The organism is Kitasatospora sp. MMS16-BH015 (assembly GCF_002943525.1).
GTDB lineage: Bacteria > Actinomycetota > Actinomycetes > Streptomycetales > Streptomycetaceae > Kitasatospora.
Map to the genome: position 1 here is coordinate 176,528 of NZ_CP025394.1, position 21,517 is coordinate 198,044.

11 protein-coding genes are annotated in these 21,517 nt (G+C 74.1%); 1 reads left to right on the forward strand and 10 read right to left on the reverse strand.

Features of this window, described 5'->3' with window-relative positions:
- Window positions 1–118 precede the first annotated feature (118 nt).
- The 5 genes from CFP65_RS00835 to CFP65_RS41970 all read right to left on the reverse strand — a co-directional run bounded on the left by CFP65_RS00835 (window position 119) and on the right by CFP65_RS41970 (window position 13,209).
- Window positions 119–2,824 (reverse strand): hypothetical protein, encoded by a 2,706-nt coding sequence (locus CFP65_RS00835; RefSeq protein ID WP_104814278.1) that lies wholly within the window; start codon window positions 2,822–2,824, stop codon window positions 119–121.
- The gene (locus tag CFP65_RS00840; protein WP_158701954.1) at window positions 2,821–6,078 is read right to left on the reverse strand and encodes an FtsX-like permease family protein; all 3,258 of its coding nucleotides are present in this window, start codon (window positions 6,076–6,078) and stop codon (window positions 2,821–2,823) included. Before CFP65_RS00840 ends, CFP65_RS00835 begins: the two co-directional genes overlap by 4 nt.
- A gap of 176 nt (window positions 6,079–6,254) precedes the next feature.
- Window positions 6,255–7,235 (reverse strand): ABC transporter ATP-binding protein, encoded by a 981-nt coding sequence (locus CFP65_RS00845; RefSeq protein WP_104814280.1) that lies wholly within the window; start codon window positions 7,233–7,235, stop codon window positions 6,255–6,257.
- Window positions 7,232–9,940 carry an FtsX-like permease family protein gene (locus tag CFP65_RS00850; protein WP_104814281.1) on the reverse strand — a complete coding sequence of 903 codons (2,709 nt, stop codon included), beginning with the start codon at window positions 9,938–9,940 and terminating at the stop codon, window positions 7,232–7,234. The genes CFP65_RS00845 and CFP65_RS00850 overlap by 4 nt, the downstream gene beginning before the upstream one ends.
- On the reverse strand, window positions 9,937–13,209 hold the full coding sequence (locus CFP65_RS41970; RefSeq protein ID WP_158701955.1) for an ABC transporter permease: 3,273 nt from the start codon (window positions 13,207–13,209) through the stop codon (window positions 9,937–9,939). Before CFP65_RS41970 ends, CFP65_RS00850 begins: the two co-directional genes overlap by 4 nt.
- Before the next feature lie 158 nt (window positions 13,210–13,367).
- Between CFP65_RS41970 and CFP65_RS00860 the strand changes: the two genes are divergently transcribed.
- A complete protein-coding gene (locus CFP65_RS00860) occupies window positions 13,368–14,075 on the forward strand; it encodes an ABC transporter ATP-binding protein (protein ID WP_104814283.1) in 708 nt (235 codons plus the stop codon).
- A 297-nt stretch (window positions 14,076–14,372) separates the two neighbouring features.
- On the opposite strand, the gene CFP65_RS00865 is transcribed toward CFP65_RS00860, so the two are convergent.
- The 5 genes from CFP65_RS00865 to CFP65_RS00885 are packed head-to-tail and all read right to left on the reverse strand — an operon-like array spanning window position 14,373 to window position 21,517.
- Window positions 14,373–16,526 (reverse strand): trehalase family glycosidase, encoded by a 2,154-nt coding sequence (locus CFP65_RS00865; protein WP_168219569.1) that lies wholly within the window; start codon window positions 16,524–16,526, stop codon window positions 14,373–14,375.
- Between the two features lie 47 nt (window positions 16,527–16,573).
- Window positions 16,574–18,562, reverse strand: coding sequence for a beta-galactosidase (locus tag CFP65_RS00870; protein ID WP_104814284.1), 1,989 nt, complete (start codon window positions 18,560–18,562; stop codon window positions 16,574–16,576).
- A complete protein-coding gene (locus tag CFP65_RS00875) occupies window positions 18,559–19,380 on the reverse strand; it encodes a carbohydrate ABC transporter permease (protein WP_254552149.1) in 822 nt (273 codons plus the stop codon). The genes CFP65_RS00870 and CFP65_RS00875 overlap by 4 nt, the downstream gene beginning before the upstream one ends.
- Window positions 19,377–20,255 (reverse strand): carbohydrate ABC transporter permease, encoded by an 879-nt coding sequence (locus tag CFP65_RS00880; protein ID WP_104814285.1) that lies wholly within the window; start codon window positions 20,253–20,255, stop codon window positions 19,377–19,379. Before CFP65_RS00880 ends, CFP65_RS00875 begins: the two co-directional genes overlap by 4 nt.
- Window positions 20,252–21,517, reverse strand: coding sequence for a sugar ABC transporter substrate-binding protein (locus CFP65_RS00885; protein WP_217368117.1), 1,266 nt, complete (start codon window positions 21,515–21,517; stop codon window positions 20,252–20,254). The genes CFP65_RS00880 and CFP65_RS00885 overlap by 4 nt, the downstream gene beginning before the upstream one ends.

The following is a 21,517-nucleotide window of genomic DNA, read 5'->3' on the forward strand; positions in this document are numbered from 1 at the left end:
GCAGTGGCCCGCCCCGGGAAGCCGCTCCCGCATCCCCAACGCCTCCAGGAACTTCGCCGGCAACTGCACCCGCCCGCCCAGCCCGCCTATGCTGGAACAGCGGTATCAGGCAGGCTGGTCATCGGGCATCTCCCGCTCTCAACTCGGTAGTGATCTGTCGCCGGCCGAACACAGCCGCCTCCGCCAACACCGCCAATGTGCACAACCCGGCCAAACCCAGCGCCTGCTGAAGCACCGGCATGACAGCCGGAGCCAACCCGGTGGCCACCGGAGAACCCACCATGGTGCTGAGGTCGACCGCAGGGCCGAGCAGCAGGACGGCGACGGCGGCTCCGGCAGCACCGACGGCCGTCGCGGTGAAGGCCTGCGGCAGCGCCTCGACCATGATCAGGGCCACCCCCTCACGCGGCTTCAACCCCATCGTCCGCAGCCGGGCCAGCAGCGCCGCCCGATCGGGCGCAGCCCGGACCAGCGCGAGCAGCACCGCCAGCAACGCGAAGCCGGAGGCGGCCAGCACCGAGGTCCAGAACATGGTCTCGGCGGCGTGCTGGAGCGGGTCGTGCGCGAGCACGTCGGCCGTCGCGGCGCTGGTGTGGATGGAGAGCGCGGTGTCGCTGCCGAGCAGGGGTCTCACCTGGGGTTCCGTCACCGGGCCGAGCGCGAACCACTGGTTGGGCTTGCGCACGTCCGGCGCCTGGGCCTTGGCGGGCTCGGCCGGGACGATCACCGTGGGGGCGGAGCCGCCGAGCACGGTGGGCGCGTGGTCCACCACGCCCTTGGCGACCACCCGCAGGTCCGGGCCCTCCTGGGTGCGGACGCCGAAGGTCCGGCCGTCCAGCCAGGCGAGGTCGGCGGTCACCAGGACAGGCACCGGATCGGCCGGGGTCCACCCCGCCGGGGTGGCGAGCACGGCCGGGTCGAACCGCCCGCGGCCGTCCGCTGCGGCCAGCGCGGCGTACCGGACCGGGTCGGCGACCACTGCGGTGACCCTGGGGACGGAGGTGTGGTCGGTGTCGGTCAGGGTCAGCTCGTCCTCGGACCAGGCGGTCATGCCGGTCCGGACCCCGGGCAGCGCGTCGGCCTTGGCCGCGAAGTCGGCCGGCAGCAGCGCGCCGTTGGTGCCGACCACGGCGACATCGGCCCCGACCGCCTGGCGCGCGGCCTGGTGCCGGGTACTGCGGACCCCGTCGATCAGGGTGGCGCCGAAGCCGGCCGTGGTGACGGCGAGCACCAGGGCCAGCAGCGGCAGCACCGACGGTCGGGCCTGCCCGCCGATGCCCCGGGCGGCCCGGGCCAGGCCCAGGAAGCCGATCACCCCGGGCCGGCGACCGGCCCAGCGGGCCAGCCCGCCGACCACCACCGGCTGCAGCCGGGCGAGCAGCAGGGAGGCGCAGAGCGCGACCATCAGTGGGGCGGAGACCAGCAGGAGGTCCAATCCCTGCCCGGCCGGAGCCACGCCTCGGCGGCGCAGCTCGTAGACGGCGGCGGCCGTGATCGCCAGCACCGTCAGCTCGCCCACGGCGCGCCGACGGCCGGGCCGCTTGCCCCGGCTCAGCCCCATGACGGCCACCCGGAGCGGGAAGGCCAGCAGGGCGACCAGCCCGACCAGCACGCCCAGCTCCACAGCGCCGCCCCAGCGCGAGGTGGGCAGCAGGAGCAGGGCCAGCCCGATGCCGAGCAGAGCGCCGGGCACCGTGGTGACCAGGCCCTCACCGAGCAGGCGGCGCAGCAGCCCGGTGCGGGAGGCACCCCGGGCGCTGAGCAACGTCAGCTCGGCGGCCCGCCGGTCGGCGGAGAGCGCGGCGGCCAGGCAGAGCAGCAGGGCGGCCACCCCGCCCGCCCCGGCCGGGCCGATGGCGGCCAGTGGGGCGGCGGCGGCCTGCCGGGCCCGGGCCTGGTTGAACAGGTCGGGCAGGGTGGAGGTGAAGCGCAGGTCCTCGCGGCCGGTCGCACCGCTCAGTCGGATGTTGGTGGTGCCGCCGAGGTAGGCGGCGGCCTGGGCCGCGAGCTGGTCGAGCTGGTCGGCCCGCAGCCCGGCGATTCGGGCCGGCAGCCGCCAGAAGTTCTCGGTGTTCTGGCTCCAGGCCCCGATCCTGCTGAGGCTTCCCACGTCCACCACCGGGGCGACCTCCCAGTACTGGAAAGGCGGCCGGTCGTCGGTGAACTCCCGGCACGCCTCGGTCAGGCAGCCCAGCCCGGCGAAGTACGGATCGGTCGGATCGGCCGTGTAGAGGCCGGTGACCACCAGCCGGTTCGCCGGGTCACCGCTCTCGAGCACCATGCCGATCTTGGCCTTGATGGTGCGGGCCCCGTCCTCGGAGATCGCCACCGGGATCGGAGCGCCCGGGGTGGCCACGCCGGGCCAGGCGCCGGCGGTGAGCTTGGCGTGCTCGGCGAAGTCGTGCAGGTAGTAGAGGTCGGCCCTGGGCGGGATGTCGTCCGGTCTGTCCAGCTCGGGGTTGATCAGCGGGCGAGGCTGTAGGCCGTGCCGGCCGTAGACCGGGCCGGTCGGACCGGGTGTGATCGGCCCTTGCATGCTGCTCGTGAGGATCGAGACGGTCTCGTCCAGCTCCTTGCCGGTCTCCGGTCCGCCGTTCCTGGCCTCCCCGATCGGGGAGCTGGCCATCAGGCTGGTGGCGGTCGGTCCGTTGGCGGTGAGGTACCGCTGGAGCGCCTGGTCGGCGCCCCGGTCGAGGGCGCGCGGCAGAGCGGTGGCCAGCAGCACCGTCACGAAGGCCAGCAGGAAGGCGACCACGGCGGCGGGCCGGGCGGCCCTCAACCGGGTACGGGTCCAGGGGGCACCGGGCCCCGGGGTGGTGGTCACATCTCCTCCGTGAACCGGAGTCGGGCGACGAGGTCGCGCTGACGGCGGCCACCGAACACGGCGGCGAGCAGGGGAACGACGGCGATCGCCAACGTGACGGCGAGAGCCTGACCGAGCGGGAGCGAGATGACGGCCTCCGGAACGGGCCGGCGCGCGGCCGGAGTGAGCAGGATCAACGGAATCACCAGGTGGAGCAGCACCGTGCCAAGACCGAGCCCCACGGCCGAACCGAGCACGACCAGCAAGCCCTGCTCCGCCGTGACCGTGCGGGCGAGCCCCCTGCGCGGTGCACCCATCGCGAGCAGCACCGCGAACTCCGCCGCCCGCTCGGCCCGGGCCGCGGCCGAGGCAGCCGCGAAGCCGATCGCGGCGAGCACCGCGGCGGCCACCCCCAGCGCGGCCAGCGCACTCTGCGGCGCAGCACTGACCGGGTCACTCAACAGCACCTCGGCGGTCTCCCGGTCGAGCTGCAGGGTCTGGGCGGCGGGCGAGCTCCGCAGTGCGGCGGCGGCCTGCCCGGGTACCGGATCCTCCGGTCCGGTGCCCGGCAGCCACCACTCGTTCGGCGCGGGCACGTCCTGGCCGTAGGTCGTCGAGACGCGTTCCAGGGTGGCCAGGTCCACCGCGATGCCGGTGCCGCCGACCACCGGGAGGGCCTTCACGGCAGCGACGATCCGCACGTCCACCCGGCCGTCGCCGAGCGGCAGCCGGAGGGTGGCACCGACGCCGGCGCCGACGGCCTCGAGGTAGTCCTCGGTGGCCACGGCGGGCGGCAGCGAGGCGGGGGCCGCCGCCGTCAGCACGTCGATGGCGTTGCCCAGGACGAGGTCGCCCTCGCCCGGTTCGTAGTCCAGCCGGACCAGCTGTCCGCCGGTCGCGGCCTCCTTGCCGAGCTTCACCAGCCTGTCCTGGCGGGCGTACTCGGCGCCGGTGTGGCTCTGCCAGGTGAGCCCGGCGGGCGGGCTCACGGGGCTGCCGGGGCCGTCCGTGGTCTGCGCGGCCGAGATCCCGTGCACCACCAGACCGCCGGGGACCAGACCGCCCTGGTCGCCGAAGGAGACCACCAGTCCGGCCAGCGTGAGTGGGGTCGCCGCCGATCCGAGCGGCTCGTCCAGGTACGAGCTGAGGTCCACCGAGAGGGTGGCGTCGCCGTCCTGCGGCAGCGGGGGCAGCGTCACGTGGTAGGTCACGCCGAACCGGTCCCGGATCAGCAGCATCAGGTCCGGCGGTCGCGACGGGACGACGAACCCTCGGGGAGAGACCTTAGGCGGAGCCTGATGGAGCGTCAGACCGACGTCCAACCGCGCCGGGTGGCCCGGCAGCGGCACCCCGGCCGCGGCCGGCGCGGGCTCCGCGAGCGGGGCGAACACCTCCCGGACCGTCCGGCCGTTCAGCAGGTCGGCGCGGAGGCTCAGGTGCTCGGCGGCCGTGGGTGCGGCGAGCGCGAGCAGCCGGCCACCGGACCGGCCGGGCAGCCGGATCTCGCTGTCCACCACCGGGATCAGCCGGTCCCCGCCGGGCAGGGCGCCGTAGAGGCCGCCCTGGCCCATCGAGGCCACCGAGGAGGCGGTGATCCGCAGACCGCCCGCCGTGCCGAACTCGGCCTGGTCCTGCTGCGAGGTCGACCAGGCACTCCGCTGACCGATCGCCAGCACCCCCATCGCCACCGCGAGCACCAACAGCAGCAGCGGACCACTCGCCCGGCCGGGCCGTCGCGCCAACTGCCAGCCGACCAGCGCACCCGTGAGCCCACTGCCCCGCGCGGCCAACCGGCCGCCGAGCCGGGCCGCCAGCGGCAGCAACCGCAGCACCAGCACCGTCCCGGCACAGAGCGCCAGCGTCGGCGCGGCCACCAACACGGGATCCACACTGAGCTGTCCACCGGAGCTGCCGGACAGACCCCCGGTGTAATGCGCGAGCTGCTGGTAGGCGAGCACCGCGAGCACCAGCAGCGCGAGGTCCCCACCGGAGCGGACGACGCCCGCGACCAGCGCCTGCCGACGGCCCGCCCGGCGCAGCGTCGCCGCCCCGACGCCGCGCAGCAGCGTCGGCACGGCGGTGAGCAGCACGCAGGCCAGCGCGCAGGCGGCGGCCACCGGCCAGGCGATCGCGGGCAGGCCGGTGTCCAACCGCACCCGGGCCAGCGGACCGTAGTGACCGAGCGCGGTGAGCAGTGGCGGGGTGAACAGCGGAGCGAGAGCAGCGGCGGGCAGCGCCAGCAGCAGGCTCTCCGAGGTGGTGAACGCGCCGAGCCGGCGGCGGGTGGCGCCGCGCGCGGTGAGCAGCGCGTTCTCCCCGGCCTGCCGGTCCGTCATCAGGTGGACGACCAGCAGCAGCGCCGCCCCGGCCAGCACCGTGAGCTGCAGCGCGCCGATCAACAGCGTGGAACGGGCCACCAGCTCGGCCGACTTGAGCTCGTCCAGCACCGGTATCAGATCACTGGTGCTCTGGATCTGGGTGGCCTTGAGGAAGGCGTTCTGCACCGGGTCGATCCGCTGTCGGAGCGCCTCGGCCTCGGCGGGGGTGATCTGGTGAAAGTCGGCCTCCAGCAGCCACGCCCGGCCGGCCTGCGGCAGCAGGCCGGCGGTGAAGACGGTGTCGTCGACCAGCATCGGGCCGTACGTGGTGAAGCCCATCACCTGCATCTCGCGGCCGCCCAGCGGGTCGAGCCGCCAGTACGGGTCGTCGCGGTCCTCGGCGCGGTAGACCCCGGTGATCCGCACCGTGACGGGCGAGCCGCCGAAGCGGTCGTCCAGGCGCAGGTCGGCGGGCAGCTTGGCGGCGGTGAGGCCGAGCCGCCCGAGCAGGCTCTGCGGCACGGCGGCCTCCGGCAGGCTGCCGGGAGTGGCGGCCGTGGGCCACTGACCGGCCAGCAGCTTGGTCCGGCTCCGGTCCACGCCGGCCAGCTGGGTCAGGTCCGGCTCCCTGCCGGACCTGACCCCGGGCAGACCGTAGGACCGACTCCGGGACAACTCCCTGACCGTGTGCGGCAGTTCTCCGTAGAGCTGGTCGGCGTAGCCGACCGCCGCGGCGTCGTCCTTGGCTCGGGCCGCCAGGTCGTGGTCGGCGGCGGCCACCATCAAGGTGCGGCCGTGGCCAGGGCCTTGCAAGGCCTCGCGCAGGCCGGCTTGGCCGACCGTGCGGTCGAAGGCGGCCAGGGCGGTCAGGGCCGCCGTGGTGATCAGCACCGTGAGCAGAACGGCCGCCGCCAAGGCCAGCCGTCCGCGCAGACGGTGCAGGACAAATCGGAGCATACGGTATCTCCCCGATCCCGGACTCTCCCGTCCGGGGATCAGTTGATCAGGCACAATCAAACATATGTGCGAATGGGAAGGCGTGAGCCGCACCTCAGGCGGCTGTTCAAGAGGAAAGTGCGCAGCGCTGCGCGAGTGTGGGGGTCCGTGCCCGGAAGGTGCGGACCCCCACCGACTCAGTGCTGGTCCGGATGCACCTTGATGTGATCAGGAGCCAGCTCCATCGCTACCCGCTCCCTCATCCCGAGCGCCTCCAGGAACTTCGCCGGCAACTGCACCCGACCCGTCCGATCCAGCATCACGTACTCCCGCTCGCTCACCTGCTCCTCACCGTGCTCGTCCGTCACCATCCGGCGCAGCACCTCACTGCTCGTGCGCCCGTCCCGGATCGCGACCGTGCGCCGCACCTCCCCCGCCACCATCGGATCGTGCGTCACGATCACCACCGTCGCCCCGAGCTCCCGATTCACCGTGCGGAACGCCTCGAAGATCCCCGCAGCGGTCTCCGAATCCAACTCACCCGTCGGCTCGTCAGCCAGCACCACCGCCGGGTTGTTCGCCATCGCCACCGCGATCGCCACCCGCTGCTGCTGACCACCCGACAACTGAGCCGGACGACGATGCGCCAGATCACCGATGTCCAACGCCTCCAGCAACTCCCCCACCCGAGCCGCCTGCCTCGCCGTCGTGGCCCTCGTCTTCCGACCCTGGGACAACTGCATCGGCAACGCGATGTTCTGCGCAGCCGTCAGGAACGGCAGCAGATTGCGGGCCGTCTGCTGCCAGATGAAACCCACCACCTCCCGCCGATACCGCAATCGCTCCTTCGCACCCATCGCCAACAGATCCCGACCAGCCACCGTCGCCCGACCAGCCGTCGGACTGTCCAAACCCGCCAGGATGTTCAACAACGTCGACTTCCCGCTACCGGAAGCACCCACCAGCGCGATCAGATCCCCCTGATCCACCAGCAGATCAAGCCCCTGCAGCGCCTGCACCTCGATCCGGTCCGCGGAGAAGATCCGCACCAACCGATCACAGGCAATCACCGCATCAGCCCCATACGAACTCGGCGCGGCAGCAGCCAACGCCCGCTCACGCAACTGCGCCAACGTCGGCTCGGCAACAGCAGTCTTGACATCAGGAAGGCTGGTCATCGGGCATCTCCCGCTCTCAACTCGGTAGTGATCTGTCGTCGGCCGAACACAGCCGCCTCCGCAAGCACCGCCAACGTGCACAACCCCGCTAGTGCCAGAGCCTGTTGGAGCACGGGTGCGGTGGCGAGGGCAAGCCCGGTGGGGACCGGGGAGCCGACCATGGTGGTGAGGTCGATGGCGGGTCCGACCAGCGACACGGCGAGCGCCGCGCCCACCGCGCCGATCGCCGTCGCGGTGAAGGCCTGTGGCAGCGCCTCCACCATGATCAGGGCCACCCCCTCACGCGGCTTCAACCCCATCGTCCGCAGCCGGGCCAGCAGCGCCGCCCGGTCGGGCGCAGCCCGCACCAGCGCGAGCAGCACGGAGAGCAGGGCGAACGCCATGGCGGCCAGCACCGAGGCCCAGAAGAGCAGTTCGGCGGCGTGCTGGAGCGGGTCGTGGGCCATCGCGCTCCCGATGGTGGCGCTGCTGCGGTAGAGCGCCTTGGCTCCGCCGAGCAGCGCCCGCACCTGCGGCTCGGTCGTCCCGCCCATCGCGTACCACGCGTTGGGCCGGCCGAGCACGTCCAGTTGGGCGGTGCCCGGCCCGACCGGGACGAGCACCGCCGGGGCGTCCCGGCCCAACACGGTGGGCGTGCCGTCGACCAATCCCCGGGCGGTGACGCGCAGTTCGCCGCCCTCCTGGGTCCGCATCCCGAAGGTCCGGCCGTTCAGGTAGGCGAGGTCGGCGGTCACCAGGACCGGCACCGGATCGGCCGGGGTCCAGCCCGCCGGGGTGGCCAGCAGGGCCGGGTCGAACCGCCCGCGCCCCACCGCTGCGGCCAGCGCGGCGTACTGGGCGGGGTCGGCGGCCACCCCGGTCACCCGGGGCACGGAGGTGTGGTCGGTGTCGAGCAGGTTGATCTCGTCCTCGGACCAGACGGCGGTGGCCTGCCGGGTGCCGGGCAGGGCGGCGGCCTTGGCGGCGAAGCCCGCCGGCAGCGGTCCGCCGTCGGCGCCGATCACCGCGGTGTCGCCGCCGACCGCCAGGCGGGAGACTTGGATCCGGGCCGCGTCGACCCCGGCGATCACGGTGGCGCCGAAGCCTGCCGTGGTGACGGCCAGCACCAGGGCCAGCAGCGGCAGCACCGACGGTCGGGCCTGCCCACCGGTCCCCCGGGCGGCCCGGGCCAGGCCCAGGAAGCCGACCACTCCGGGCCGGCGACCGGCCCAGCGGGCCAACCCGCCGACCACCACCGGCTGCAGCCGGGCGAGCACCAGCGCGCCGGTGAGCGCGACCGTCAGCGGGGCGGAGACCAGCAGCGTGTCCAGGCCCTCCCCGGTGGGGGCCACGCCTCGGCGGCGCAGCTCGTACACGGCCGCAGCGGTGACGGCGAAGACCAGCAGCTCGGCCATGGCCCGGCGGCGGCCGGGCCGCTTGCCCCGGCTCAGCCCCGCGACGGCCACCCGGAGCGGGAAGGCCAGCAGCGCGCACAGTCCGACCACGGTGCCCAGCAGCACGGCGCCGCCCCAACGCGGGGTGGGCAGCAGGAGCAGGGCCAGACCGATGCCGAGCACCGCGCCCGGCAGGCTGGTGACCAGGGCCTCGGTGAGCAGGCGGCGCAGCAGCCCGGTGCGAGAGGCACCCCGGGCGCTGAGCAGCGCGAGTTCGCCGGCCCGGCGGTCGGCGGTCAGCGCGGCGGCCAGGCAGAGCAGCACCACGGCCACCCCGATCGCCCCAGCCGGGCCGATCGCGGCCAGGGGGGCGGCGGCGGCCTGCCGGGCCCGGGCCAGCTCCAGCAGGCTGGGCAGGTCGGAGGTGAAGGTCAGGCTGGGCCGGCCGGTCGCCCCGACCATGTCCACCGCCGTGGTGCCGCCGAGGAAGCCCGTCACCGCCGCCTCGATCTCCTCCAGCCGGTCGGCCCGCAGGCTCTCGGCGCGCAGCGGCAGCCGCCAGAAGTCCTCGGTCGGCTGGGACCAGGCGGCGAGGTGGTCCATGGCGAGGTCCGAGAGGACGGCGGCGACCTCCCAGTACCGGGCGGGCGGGGAGCCGGGGGTGGTGGCCTGGCAGGCCTCGAGCGTGCAGCCGAGGCCGCTGAAGAACGGGTCCCCCGGGTCGTCGGCGCTGTAGAGGCCGACGATCACCAGCCTGACCGTCGAGTCGGCGCGGTACAGCTCCATGCCGAGCTTGGCGTGCAGGGTGCGGGCGCCGCTCTCGGAGATCGCGATCGGGACGGCACCGTCGGCTGCGGTGACCCTGCCGGGCCAGGTCCCGGCGGTGAGCTTGGCGTGCTCGGCGAAGGCGTGCACGTAGAGCAGGTCCAACCTGGGCTGGATCCCGTCCGGCTGGTCCAGCCCGGGGGTGGCCACGCTCCGCCCCTGCACGGTGCGCTTGCCGTACACCACACCCCGCCCGGCGAGGGCGAGCGGGTCGTGCAGGCTCTTGCCCAGGGTGTCGGCGGTCTCGGTCAATTCCTTGTCGCCCTCCGGCTCCTCACCCACACCCCGCGCGGGCCCGGCGGTGCCGAGCAGGCTGGCGGCGGTCGGGCTGTAGTCGGTGAGGTACCGCTGGAGCGCCTGGTCGGCGCCCCGGTCGAGGGCGCGCGGCAGAGCGGTGGCCAGCAGCACCGTCACGAAGGCCAGCAGGAAGGCGACCACGGCGGCGGGCCGGGCGGCCCTCAACCGGGTACGGGTCCAGGGGGCACCGGGCCCCGGGGTGGTGGTCACATCTCCTCCGTGAACCGGAGTCGGGCGACGAGGTCGCGCTGACGGCGGCCACCGAACACGGCGGCGAGCAGGGGAACGACGGCGATCGCCAACGTGACGGCGAGAGCCTGACCGAGCGGGAGCGAGATGACGGCCTCCGGAACGGGCCGGCGCGCGGCCGGAGTGAGCAGAATCAACGGAATCACCAGGTGGAGCAGCACCGTGCCCAGGCCGAGCCCCACGGCCGAACCGAGCACCACCAGCAGGCCCTGCTCCGCCGTGACCGTGCGGGCGAGCCCCCTGCGCGGTGCACCCATCGCCAGCAGCACCGCGAACTCCGCCGCCCGCTCGGCCCGGGCCGCGGCCGAGGCAGCCGCGAAGCCGATCGCCGCGAGCACCGCGGCGGCCACCCCCAACGCGGCCAGCGCACTCTGCGGCGCAGCACTGACCGGGTCACTCAACAGCACCTCGGCGGTCTCCGAGCTGAGTTGGACGTTCTGCGCGCCGGCCGAGCCGCGCAGTGCGGCGGCGGCCCGGGCGGGCACCGGGTCACCGGGGCCGGTCGCGGGCAGCCACCACTCGTTCGGGGCGGGCGGGTCCTCCCCGTAGCTGGTCATGGCCCGTTCCAGGGTGGCCAGGTCCAGCGCGATGCCGGTGCCGCCGACCACCGGGAGGGCCTTCACGGCAGCGATGATCCGCACGTCCACCAGGGATTCCCCGAGCGGCAGGCGGACGGTGGCGCCGACCTGGGCACCGGCGCCCTTGAGGTAGTCCTCGGTGGCCACGGCGGCCGGCACCAGCCGGGGCTCGGCGGCGGTCAGGGTCGCGTTGGCGCCGGCCAGCGAGATCTCTCCCGCGGCCTCCTTGTAGTCCAGCCGGAGCAGCTCGGTGGCGGTCGCGGGGTCCTTGCCCAGGGTCAGCAGTCGGTCCTGGGGGGCTCCTTCGGCTCCGGTGTGGCTCTGCCAGGTGAGCCCGGCGGGCGGGGTGACGGGAGTGCCGGGGCCGTCCGGGGTGTCGGAGACGGCGATCCGGTGCACCTGCAGGCTGCCGGGCACCTGGAGGCCGGACTGGCCGCTGAAGGTGATCGTCATCCCGGCCAGGGTGAGCGGCGTCGCCGCCGAGCCGAGCGGCGCGTCCAGGAACGGGGCGAGGTCCACCGAGACGGTGGCGTCGCCGTCCTTGGGCAGTTGGGTCGCCACCGCCCGGTACGTCACCCCGTTCCGGTCCCGGAGCAGCAGCAGGACGGCGGGCGGCAGGACCGCGTCGGACCCCATCCAGGCGAGCTCGGGCGGCATGGGCGACGGCTGCTGCTGCTGGATCGTCAGGCTGAGGTCCACCCGCACCGGGCGGCCCGGCAGTGGCACCCCGGCCACGGTCGGCGCGGGCGAGACGAGCGGCCCGAACACCTCGTTCGACTGTCGGCCGTTCAGCAGGTCGCTGCGGACGTGCAGGTGCGCGGCGGCCGCGGCCGCGTCCAGGGCGAGCACCTTGGCATCGGCCCGGTTGGGCAGCGAGACCGGGGCGGCCAGCACCGGGATCAACCGGTCGCCGCCGGGCAGCGCGGCGTAGTGGCCGCCCTGGCCCATCGAGGCGATCCCGGAGGAGGTGATCCGCAGGCCGCCCGCCGTGGCGAAGTCTGCCTGGTCGCGCTGCGAGGTCGACCAGGCACTGCGCTGGCCCACGGCCAGCACGCCCATCGCCACCGCGAGCACCAACAGCAGCAGCGGACCACTCGCCCGGCCGGGCCGCCGGGCCAGCTGCCAGCCGACCAGCGCACCCGTCAGCCCGCTGCCCCGCGCGGCCAACCGGCCGCCGAGCCGGGCGGCCAGCGGCAGCAACCGCAGCACCAGCACCGTCCCGGCGCAGAGCGCCAGGGTCGGCGCGGCCACCAGGACCGGGTCGACGCCGAGTCCGCCTTCGGAGCTGCCGGAGAGACCTCCGGTGTAGTGCGCGAGCTGCTGGTAGGCGAGCACCGCGAGCACCAGCAGCGCGAGGTCCGCGCCGGAGCGGGCGGCCCCGGCGACCAGCGCCTGGCGGCGCCCGGCCCGGCGCAGCGTGGCCGCCCCGGCGCTGCGCAGCAGCGTCGGCAGGGCGGTCAGCGCCACGCTGGCCAGCGCGCAGGCGGCGGCCACCGGCCAGGCGAAGGCGGGCAGGCTGGTGTCCAACCGCACCCGGGCCAGCGGGCCGTAGTGACCGAGCGCGGTGAGCAGCGGCGGGGTGAGCAGGGGGGCGAGAGCGGCGGCGGGGATCGCCAGCAGCAGGCTCTCGGTGGCGGTGAAGGCGCCGAGCCGGCGGCGGGTGGCGCCGCGTGCGGTGAGCAGCGCGTTCTCCCCGGCCTGGCGGTCGCTCATCAGGTGGACGACCAGCAGCAGCGCCGCCCCGGCCAGCACCGTGAGCTGCAGCGCGCCGATCAACAGCGTGGAACGGGCCACCAGCTCGGCCGACTTGAGCTCGTCCAGCACCGGGCCGAGTTCGCTGTTGGTCTGCAGGCCGCTGGCCTGGCGGAACGCGGCGTCCATGCCGTCCAGCCGGTCGCGCAGCGCCTGCGCCTCGCCGGTGCCGATGTCGTGGAAGTCGGCCTCCAGCAGCCAGGCCCGGCTCGCCTGGGGCACCAGGCCGGCGGTGAAGACGGTGTCGTCGACGAGCATCGGGCCGTAGGTGGTGAAGCTCATCACCTGGACCTCCCGGCCGTGCAGCGGGTCGAGCCGCCAGTACGGGTCGTCGCGGTCCTCGGCGCGGTAGACCCCGGTGATCCGCACCGTGACGGGCGAGCCGCCGTAGCGGTCGTCCAGGCGCAGGTCGGCGGGCAGCTTGGCGGCGGTGAGGCCGAGCCGCCCGAGCAGGCTCTGCGGCACGGCGGCCTCGGGCACGCTGCCGGGAGTGGCGGCCTTGGGCCACTGACCGGCCGTCAGCTTGGTCCGGCTCCGGTCCACGGCCGCGACCTGGGTCAGGTCCGCGTCCTTGCCCGCCCCGTGGCCGGGCAGGCCGTAGGACCGGCTCCGGGCCAGGGCCTGCACGGTGTGCGGCAGCCGGCCGAACAGCGTGGTGCCGTAGTCGGCCACCGTCTTGTCGTCCTTCGCCCGGGCAGCCAGCTCGTGGTCGCCGGTGGCCAGCACCACGGTACGGCTGTGGCCGGGCCCCTGCAGGGCCTCGCGCAGGCCGGCCCGGCCGACCGTGCGGTCGAAGGCGGCCAGGGCGGTCAGGGCCGCCGTGGTGATGAGCACCGTGAGCAGAACGGCCGCCGCCAAGGGCAACCGTCCGCGCAACCGGCGCAGCACAAATCCGAGCATTCGGTGTCTCCCCCGACCCCGGACTCTCCCGCACCGGGTATCAACTGATCAGGCACAATCAAACATATGTGCGAGTAAGGTGGTGTCAACCGCAGGTCAGGCGGCTCACTCTCGAAGAACTGCCAAGTACACGCGCCTCGGCCCCAGGGGGTTTCACGATGACGGCAGAAATTTTGGACCGGTCCGAAACGGCCGCTCCGATGGTGGTGGTGACGGAGCTCCAGCGCAGCTTCGGCGAAGGTGCGCAGGCCGTGCACGCGCTGCGCGGGCTCTCCTTCACCGCCCGGCGCGGTGAGCTCACCGCGGTCAAGGGCCGCTCCGGCTCCGGCAAGACCACCTTGCTCAACCTGGTCGGCGGCCTGGACACGCCCACCGGCGGCAGCATCTCGATCGACGGCCTCGAGCTCGCCGGCCTCGACGAGGCCGGGCGGCTCGCGCTGCGGCGCGAGCGGATCGGCTTCGTCTTCCAGTCCTTCGGGCTGATCCCGGTGCTCACCGCCGCCGAGAACGTCGGCGTGCCGATGCGGCTGCGCCGGGTGCCCGCCAAGGAGCGGGAGGAGCGCGTGCGCACCCTGCTCGCGCTGGTCGGCCTGGCCGACCACGCCGAGCAGCGCCCCGGCGAGCTCTCCGGCGGTCAGCAGCAACGCGTCGCCCTGGCCAGGGCGTTGGCCAACGAGCCGGCCCTGATCATCGCCGACGAGCCCACCGGCCAGCTCGACTCCGAGACCGGCCGCGCCGTCATGGAGCTGCTCCGCGCCGTGGTCCGCAGCGAGGGCGTCACCGCCCTGGTCGCCACCCACGACCCCAACCTGATGACCCTGGCCGACCAGGTCGTCGAACTCCACGACGGCCGCATCGCGGAGTGACCCCGCGGGCGCGCGGCCCGGCCCCACCACCCCCGCGCGCCCGCCCTCCCGCCCCACTCGCCTTGCCCACCGGGCCCGCATCCACTGCCCGGCGGGCCCACCCGCACGGCCCACGCGACGGCCCGGCGGGCCCTTCCCCTCGCGACCCGCGCGGAGTCCCCGTCGGGCCCGCCCTCGCGATCCGCCCAGCCGCCCCTGCAGGGCCGCCCGGCCTGCCTCGCCCGGGCCCACCCCCGCCCTCGTGAGCCCCCGTCGCCCGGCCCGCTCCGCCGCTCTTCTCTCCCTCTCCCTCTCCCCCTACTCCGCGAGCAGCGGCAGCAGCAGCGCCGCCGACCAGCTGAAGTTGGTCGAGTTGAGCGCCTGGCCGGTCAGCGGGTCGTAGTTCTCCATGATCGGCCCCTCCCCCGCCAGCCCCGCCGCGTTCGCCAGCAGCCGGTCCGTCAGCTCGGCGGCCTCCCGCCGGTAGCCGTACGCCCGCAGGCCCTCGATGCCGAAGTACGCCTGGTCGAGCCAGACCGGTCCGCGCCAGTACTCCTGGGCCGCGAAGTACGGCGAGCTCTTGGCCACCGTCGGGAACGGCACGGGGGTGGCGAACTCCCCCGGGTCGGTCAGGTGGGCGCGCGCGGCCGCCGCCTGCTGCGGCGTGGCCACCCGGGCCCAGAGCGGGACCACCCCCTCGATCCCCCGCCCGCGCGCCACCAGCGGTCCGCCGCCCGGTGCGGCGTCGTGGAACCACCCGCTCGCCGGGTCGAAGAACCGCTGCCGCACCTTCGCCGCCAACTCCTCCGCCGAGGCGGTCCAGCGCGCGGCCTCCGCTGCCAGGCCGAGCCGCCCGGCGATCAACGCGAGGTGGCGGCGGTCGGCCACCAGGTAGGCGTTCAGGTCCACCGACTCCTGGCCGAGCGAGTAGCCGACCTGCCTGCCCCCCGCGTCCCGGTTCTCCACCACCGTGGTGCCCAGCGCCGCGTCGAACCGCGGCGCGTTGTCCATCCCGCTCTCCCAGGCGGCGGCCTGCCGGGTGTCCTCGGTGTTGTCGTTGCCCGGGTCCACCGTGGCGCCGTACTCGGCCACCCCGTTCCCGTCGTGGTCCCGGCAGCGCGCCCACCAGGCCTGGTAGGCGGTCAACTTGGGGTAGAACTCGCGCAGCAGCGCGCCGTCCCCGCCGCGCAGGTAGACCTGCCAGACGGCCCAGGCGGCCAGCGGCGGCTTGGAGTTGCGCTCGTTCCAGTTGCCCCCGCCCTGCGCCGGGGCGTTGTAGAAGACGCAGTCCGGGATCATCCCGGCATCCTGCGGACGCTCCGCCGAGTCGGGCCGGATCTGGTGGTCGAAGACGGACCGCAGCTGCGAGGCCGCGAGCGCCGGGTCGAACCGGGCCGTGCCCACCGCCTGCTTCCAGGTGTCCCAGGCCCAGAGCCCGCCGGTGAACCACTTGTACGAGATCGAGGGTATGATCCCGTCGTGCTTCAACTGACCGGCCGCACTGCGCCAGTTGGTCACCAGGGTCTGCACGGCCTTGACCGCGAGCCGCCGCCGCCCTGCCGGCACCCCGGCGGTGGCGGAGGCCACGTACCGCCGCCAGCGCGCCGCGCCGGCGGCCAGCACCGGCTCGGGGCGGCGCAACAGCTCGGCCACGGCCGGCCGCTCGGCCGCCCGCTCGGCCTCGGTGAAGGTGTAGCTCTCCGCCCAGCCGAACCGCTGCCGCGCTCCGGGGGCGAGCTGCAGCGGCGCGGCCGTCTCGGTGCGGTAGGAGTCGCCGTCCACCGTGACCCGCACCGGCCGGTCGTGGCTGACCTCGAACCGCTCGGTGCCGTCGGTCAGGTAGCTCCAGGTGTTGCGCACCCGCCCGAACGCGACGGCAACCCCGCTCCCGGTCGCGCTCAGCACCGGTGCGCCGTGCATCGGTTCGGCGGCCGGCCGCAGCAGGGTGCCGCGCCAACCCACCGTGATCCGCCGGGCGTTGCCGCCCGCATTGGTCAGCTCCCCCCGCACGTAGGCCGTCCGGTGGCTGGTGAACCGCAGCTCCAGGCTCAGCCGCAGGCCGCCGCCCAGGTCGTACCGCTGCCGCAACAGGCCAGGCAGCGCGGTGAGTTCGGGCCTGCCACCGGCGGCCAGGTCGAGCACCCGGCCGCCCTCGGCCAGCTCCACCCGGGTGAACTGGCGGGCCAGCCACCAGGGGTACTCCTGAGCGATGTAGAGCGGGCCGGTGAAGCCGCCGTAGCCGGTCGGGTCCTCCGCCTTCGGCAGCGCGTACGCGTGCCAGGCGCCCTGGTCGGCGAAGACGTTCACCGGGTTGAGCTCGCCGGTCTCGGCGGCGGTCGGCGCGCCGTGCAGGTCGAGCACGTCGGCGTAGTCCTCGGCCCCAGCGGCCAGCGCGGGCGGGGCCACGGTCCAAGCGGCGGCCGGCACGAGGCTGGCAGCGGCGGCCCGTAGGAGGGTGCGGCGGTCGGTCACGGGGGAGTCCTCTGCTCAGAAGGGGTGGGGGGTCAGGGGTCGGGGGTCTACCGTCGGAGCACGGCCACGCCGAGCGGGTCGAGCCGCAGGGCGGGGTCGGGGGTACGAGCGGGGTCGAGCAGGTCGGCGGCCCGCTGCCAGCCCTCGGGGAGGGCCAACTCGACCGGTTCGTCGGTGTGGTTGAGCAGGAAGAGGTGCTCGGCCCCGTCGGGCGTGCGCCGCAGCGTGGCCTCCACCCCCTCGGGGGCGGCCAGCACCGGGGTGACGCCGGCCCGGTCGAGGATCGGGTCGAGCACGGCGCCGGTCTGCGGGCCGAGGTCGCAGCTCAGGTACCAGGCGGTGCCGTGCCGGGTCACGGCGGGACGGCCGGCCAGCGGGCCGGAACCGTAGCGGCCCACGGTCTCGGCGCCCTCGGTCTCCAGCCACTCCGTCCACCGGGTGGCCGTCACCCGCGCCCCGCCTTCGAGCACCACTTCGGCCTCGGCGCCCTCGGGCAGCGGCCACCACTCGTCCACCACCACTCCGAGCGCCTCGCGCAGCGGCGCCGGGTAGCCGCCGAGGTGGATGTGGTCGTGCTCGTCCACCACCCCGCTGAACGGGCCGCAGACCAGGTGGCCGCCGGCCGCCGCGTAGGCGGTCAGCCGCCGGGCGGTCGCCGTCCGCAGCAGGTACAGGTTGGGCGCCAACACCGCCTGGTAGTAGCCGAGTTCGCCATCGGGCGGCAGGAAGTCCACCGCGATGTTGCGCCGGTGCAGCGCCGCGTACCAGGGCCGCAGCAGCTCGCTCCAGCGCATCCGCGCCGAGGGGTGGTCCTCCAGCTCCAGCGCCCACCAGGAGTCCCAGTCCAGCACGATCGCCACCTGGGCGGTGCTGCGCCCGCCCACCACCGGGGCCAGCCGCCGGAGTTCGGCGCCGAACCGGACGGTCTCGCGCCAGCCGCGCGAGTCGGTGCCCCGGTGCGGCAGCAGCGCGCTGTGGTGCTTCTCGGCGCCCGCCCGGGAGGCCCGCCACTGGAAGTACAGGACGGCGTCGGCACCCCTCGCCACCGCCTGGAGCGACCAGAGCCGCTGCAGGCCGGGGCGCTTGGGCACGTTCACCGCCCGCCAACTCACCGCCGAGGGAGCCTGTTCGAGCAGCATCCACGGCGCTCCGCCCTTGAGCGAGCGCATCAGGTCGTAGTTGAGCGCGGCGCCCACCTGCGCCGTCGGATCGGCCGGGTCGGGGTAGGCGTCGTCGGCGACCACGTCCTCCTCGGCGGCCCAGGCCCAGTAGTCCAGCGCCTTGAACATCGACATGAAGTTGGTGGTCACCGGCGTGCCGGGGGCGAGCTCGTCCAGCACCACCTTCTCCGCCCGGTAACACTCCAGGAGCGCGTCCGAGCAGAACCGCCGCCAATCCAGCACCTGGGTCGGGTTGACCGGGCCGGGCGCGGTGCGCGGCGGCTCGATCTCGGTCCAGTCGCGGTAGTGCTGCGACCAGAAGCCGGTGCCCCAAGCCGAGTTGAGCTGCTCGACGGTGCCGTACCGGGTACCGAGCCAGCGCCGGAAGTGGGCGGCCGACTCCGCGCAGAAGCACTCGGTGACGTGGTCGCCGTACTCGTTGTGCACGTGCCAGAGCGCCACGGCCGGGTGCCGGCCGTACCGCTCGGCCAGCGCGCGGGCCAGCCGGACGGCGGCGGCCCGGTAGACCGGCGAGGAGGGGCAGTAGTGCTGACGGGAGCCGAACTCCAGCCGCACGCCGTCCGCCGTCACCGGCAGCAGCTCGGGGTGGGCCCGCACCAGCCAGGCCGGCGGCGAGGCGGTGGCGGTGGCCAGGTCGACGGCCACCCCGTGGGCGTGCAGCTGGTCGAGCAGGACGTCCAGCCAGCCGAAGTCCCACTCCTGCGGGCCGGGTTGGAGCCGCGCCCAGGCGAAGACGCCGAGCGTCACCATGGTGACCCCGGCCTCCCGCATCAGCTTGACGTCCTCGGCCCAGACCTCCTCGGGCCACTGCTCGGGGTTGTAGTCCCCGCCGTACCACAGGCCGCTCGCGCTCATCCCTTCACCGCCCCGCCGAGCAGGCCGGCGACGAACTGCCGCTGGAAGAAGGCGAACAGCAGGATCAGCGGCAGGGTGGCCAGCAGGGAGCCGAGCATCAGGCCGGAGTAGTCGACCCGGCTCAGACCGGTCAGGGTGTTCAGGGCTACGGGCACGGTGTACCTGTCTTCGGAGTTCAGCATCAGGAGGGGCCAGATGAAGCCGTTCCACTGGCCCATGAAGGTGAAGATCACCAGAGCACCCAACTGCGGCCGGACGCAAGGGAGCACCACCCGGTAGAAGGTGCGCAGATCGCCCGCGCCGTCGATCCGGGCCGATTCGATCAGCTCGTCGGGGAAGTCCAGGAAGGCCTGGCGCATCAGCAGGATGCCGAAGGAGTTGGCCAGGAAGGGCACGATGATCGCCTGGTAGCTGTCGATCCAGCCGAGGCCGGCCATCATCTGGAACAGCGGCACCAGCAGCACCTGGAACGGGATCATCATCGTCGCCAGCACCGCCCCCAGCAGCAAACCCCGCCCCCGGAACCGGTACTTGGCCAGCCCGTACCCGCACATCGCCGAGAGCAGCGCACTCCCGGCCGTGTACACCAGCGCGGTGGCCACGCTGTTGAGCAGCACCCGCCCGATGCCCACGCTCGCCTGCAGCCCGGCGATGTTGCGCAGCAGCCGCCCGCCCGGCAGGAACGGCGGCGGGGAGCGGAAGAGTTCGCTGGTGTCGTGGGTCGCGGCCACCGCCATCCAGAAGAACGGCAGCAGGCTCAACCCGGCCCCGACGGCGAGCGCGAGCAGGGCCAGACCCCGCAGCGGGAAGCGCCTCACCGGCCCCACCCCTTCCCGAGCAGCCGGTACTGCACGAGCGACACCACCCCGGTGAGCAGCACCACGGCCCAGGCGATCGCCGCGGCGTACCCGAAGTCGCTCTGCTGGAAGCCCACCTTGTAGAGGTAGAGCACCGGCGTCAGCGTGGCGTCACCCGGGCCGCCGCGCGTCAACACGTAGTTCTCGTCGAAGAGTTGCAGTGTCCCGATGGTCGAGGTGATCACGCAGAACAGCAGCACCGGCCGCAACTGCGGCAGGATCACCGACACATGGGTCCGCACCCCGCCCGCGCCGTCCACGGCGGCGGCCTCGTACTGCTCGCGGCCGATCGCCTGGAGCCCGGCCAGCAGGATCACGGCGTTGTAGCCCGTCCAGCGCCAGGTGATCGAGCCGATCAGCGCGATCCGGGCCCAGGTCGGGTCGTTCAGCCAGTCCACCGGGTGCAGGCCGACCAGGCCGAGCGCCTGGTTGGCCAGGCCGCCGTCGGTCTTGAGCAGCACCTGGAAGACCACGGCGTAGGCCACCAGCGTGGTGATGCCCGGCAGGAAGTAGAGCGCCCGCCAGGTGCCCCGGAAGCGGAGCCAGGACTGGTTGAGCAGGAAGGCCAGCGCGAGGGCCAGTCCGATCATCACCGGCACCTGGACGGCCAGCACCAGCGCGGTGTTGACCAGCGAGCGCAGGAAGACCGGGTCGGCCACCAGCCGGCGGTACTGGGCCAGGCCGACGAAGCTGGTGACGCCCTCGCTCTGGCTGGTGAAGCTCTGGTAGAGGCTGGCCACCAGCGGGTAGGCGAAGAAGGCGGTGAGCAGGGCGGCGGCCGGGCCCGCGAAGATCCAGCCGGAGCGCCGGAAGTCCGCGACCTGACGGGTCGTCATGCGCCGAGGACGGTGCGGCCGGTGGCGGTGGCGATCTGCTGGGCCGCCGAGGCCAGCGCCTTGGCCGGGTCCTGCCCGCGCAGCAGCACGCCGGAGACGGTGGAGTCCATGATGTCGCCCGCCTTGGCGCCGTCCTTGGTCTGCTCCACCGGCGGGATGGACTTGGCCAGGTCGGCGAAGACCCGGAAGGCCGGCCGGCCGCCGTAGTACTCCTGCGGGGCGTCCACGAACGGGTCGGCCAGCGCGGGCAGGTAGGCCGGGAAGAGGCCCTCGTTCTTCAGCATCGACACCTGGTTGGCCACCTCGGCCAGCATGAACTCGGCGAAAGCCCAGGCCAGTTGCGGGTTCTTGCTCTGCGCGGTGACGGCCAGCGTGGAGCCGCCCTGGTTGGAGGTGCGCACCCCGCCGGGCTCGAAGGCGGGCAGCGGCAGCACGTCGAACTTGCCCTTGAGCTCGGGCATTTCGCCGGTCAGCGTGCCCGACCACCAGGCGGCGGTGGGAGCGGTGGCGGCCCTGCCGGTCTTGGTGGCGGTGACCAGGCCGTCCCACCCCTTCTCGTAGTCCACCAGCCCCTGGTCGGAGAGCGTCTTGAGCAGGGTGAGCGCCCGCACGGCCTGCGGAGTGTCCACGGCCACCTTGCCGCCGCCCGCGAACAGCGACTGGCCCTGCTGCTGGAGCAGCATCCCGAGGGTGGAGTCCTGCACCGAGTCGAGCACCAGCAGCTTCTGCCCGGTGGCCGCCTTCAGCCGCACCCCGGCCTTCACGTAGTCGTCCCAGGTGGCGATCGCGGCGGGGTCGATCCCGGCCTGCCGGAACAGGTCGGAGCGGTAGAACAGCCCGCAGGGCCCGATGTCCCAGGGCAGCCCCCGCACCCGCCCCTGCGGGTCGGTCACCGTGCCCCAGGCGGCGGGCGCGTACTGCGCCCGGTACCGGCCGGCCAGCGCGGTCAGGTCGAAGAACCCGGCGGGGAAGCTGCCCAGGTACGAGGGCAGCCGGCTGCCCTCCACGGTGAGCAGGTCGGGCAGGCCGGTGCCCGCCTGCAGCCCGACGGTGATCTTGTCGTACGCGCTGTCGTACCCGATGTCCACCACCTGCACGGTGGTGCCCGGGTGCTGCTGCTGGAAGACCGGCGCCAGGCGCTTCATGGCCTGCGCGGCCACGTCCCAGGACCAGACGGTGACGGTGCCGGTCAGCGGCGCGGCACTGCCCGGCGCGAGGCTGCGCACCGGCTTGGCAGTGCCACCGGTGGCGCACCCGGTCAA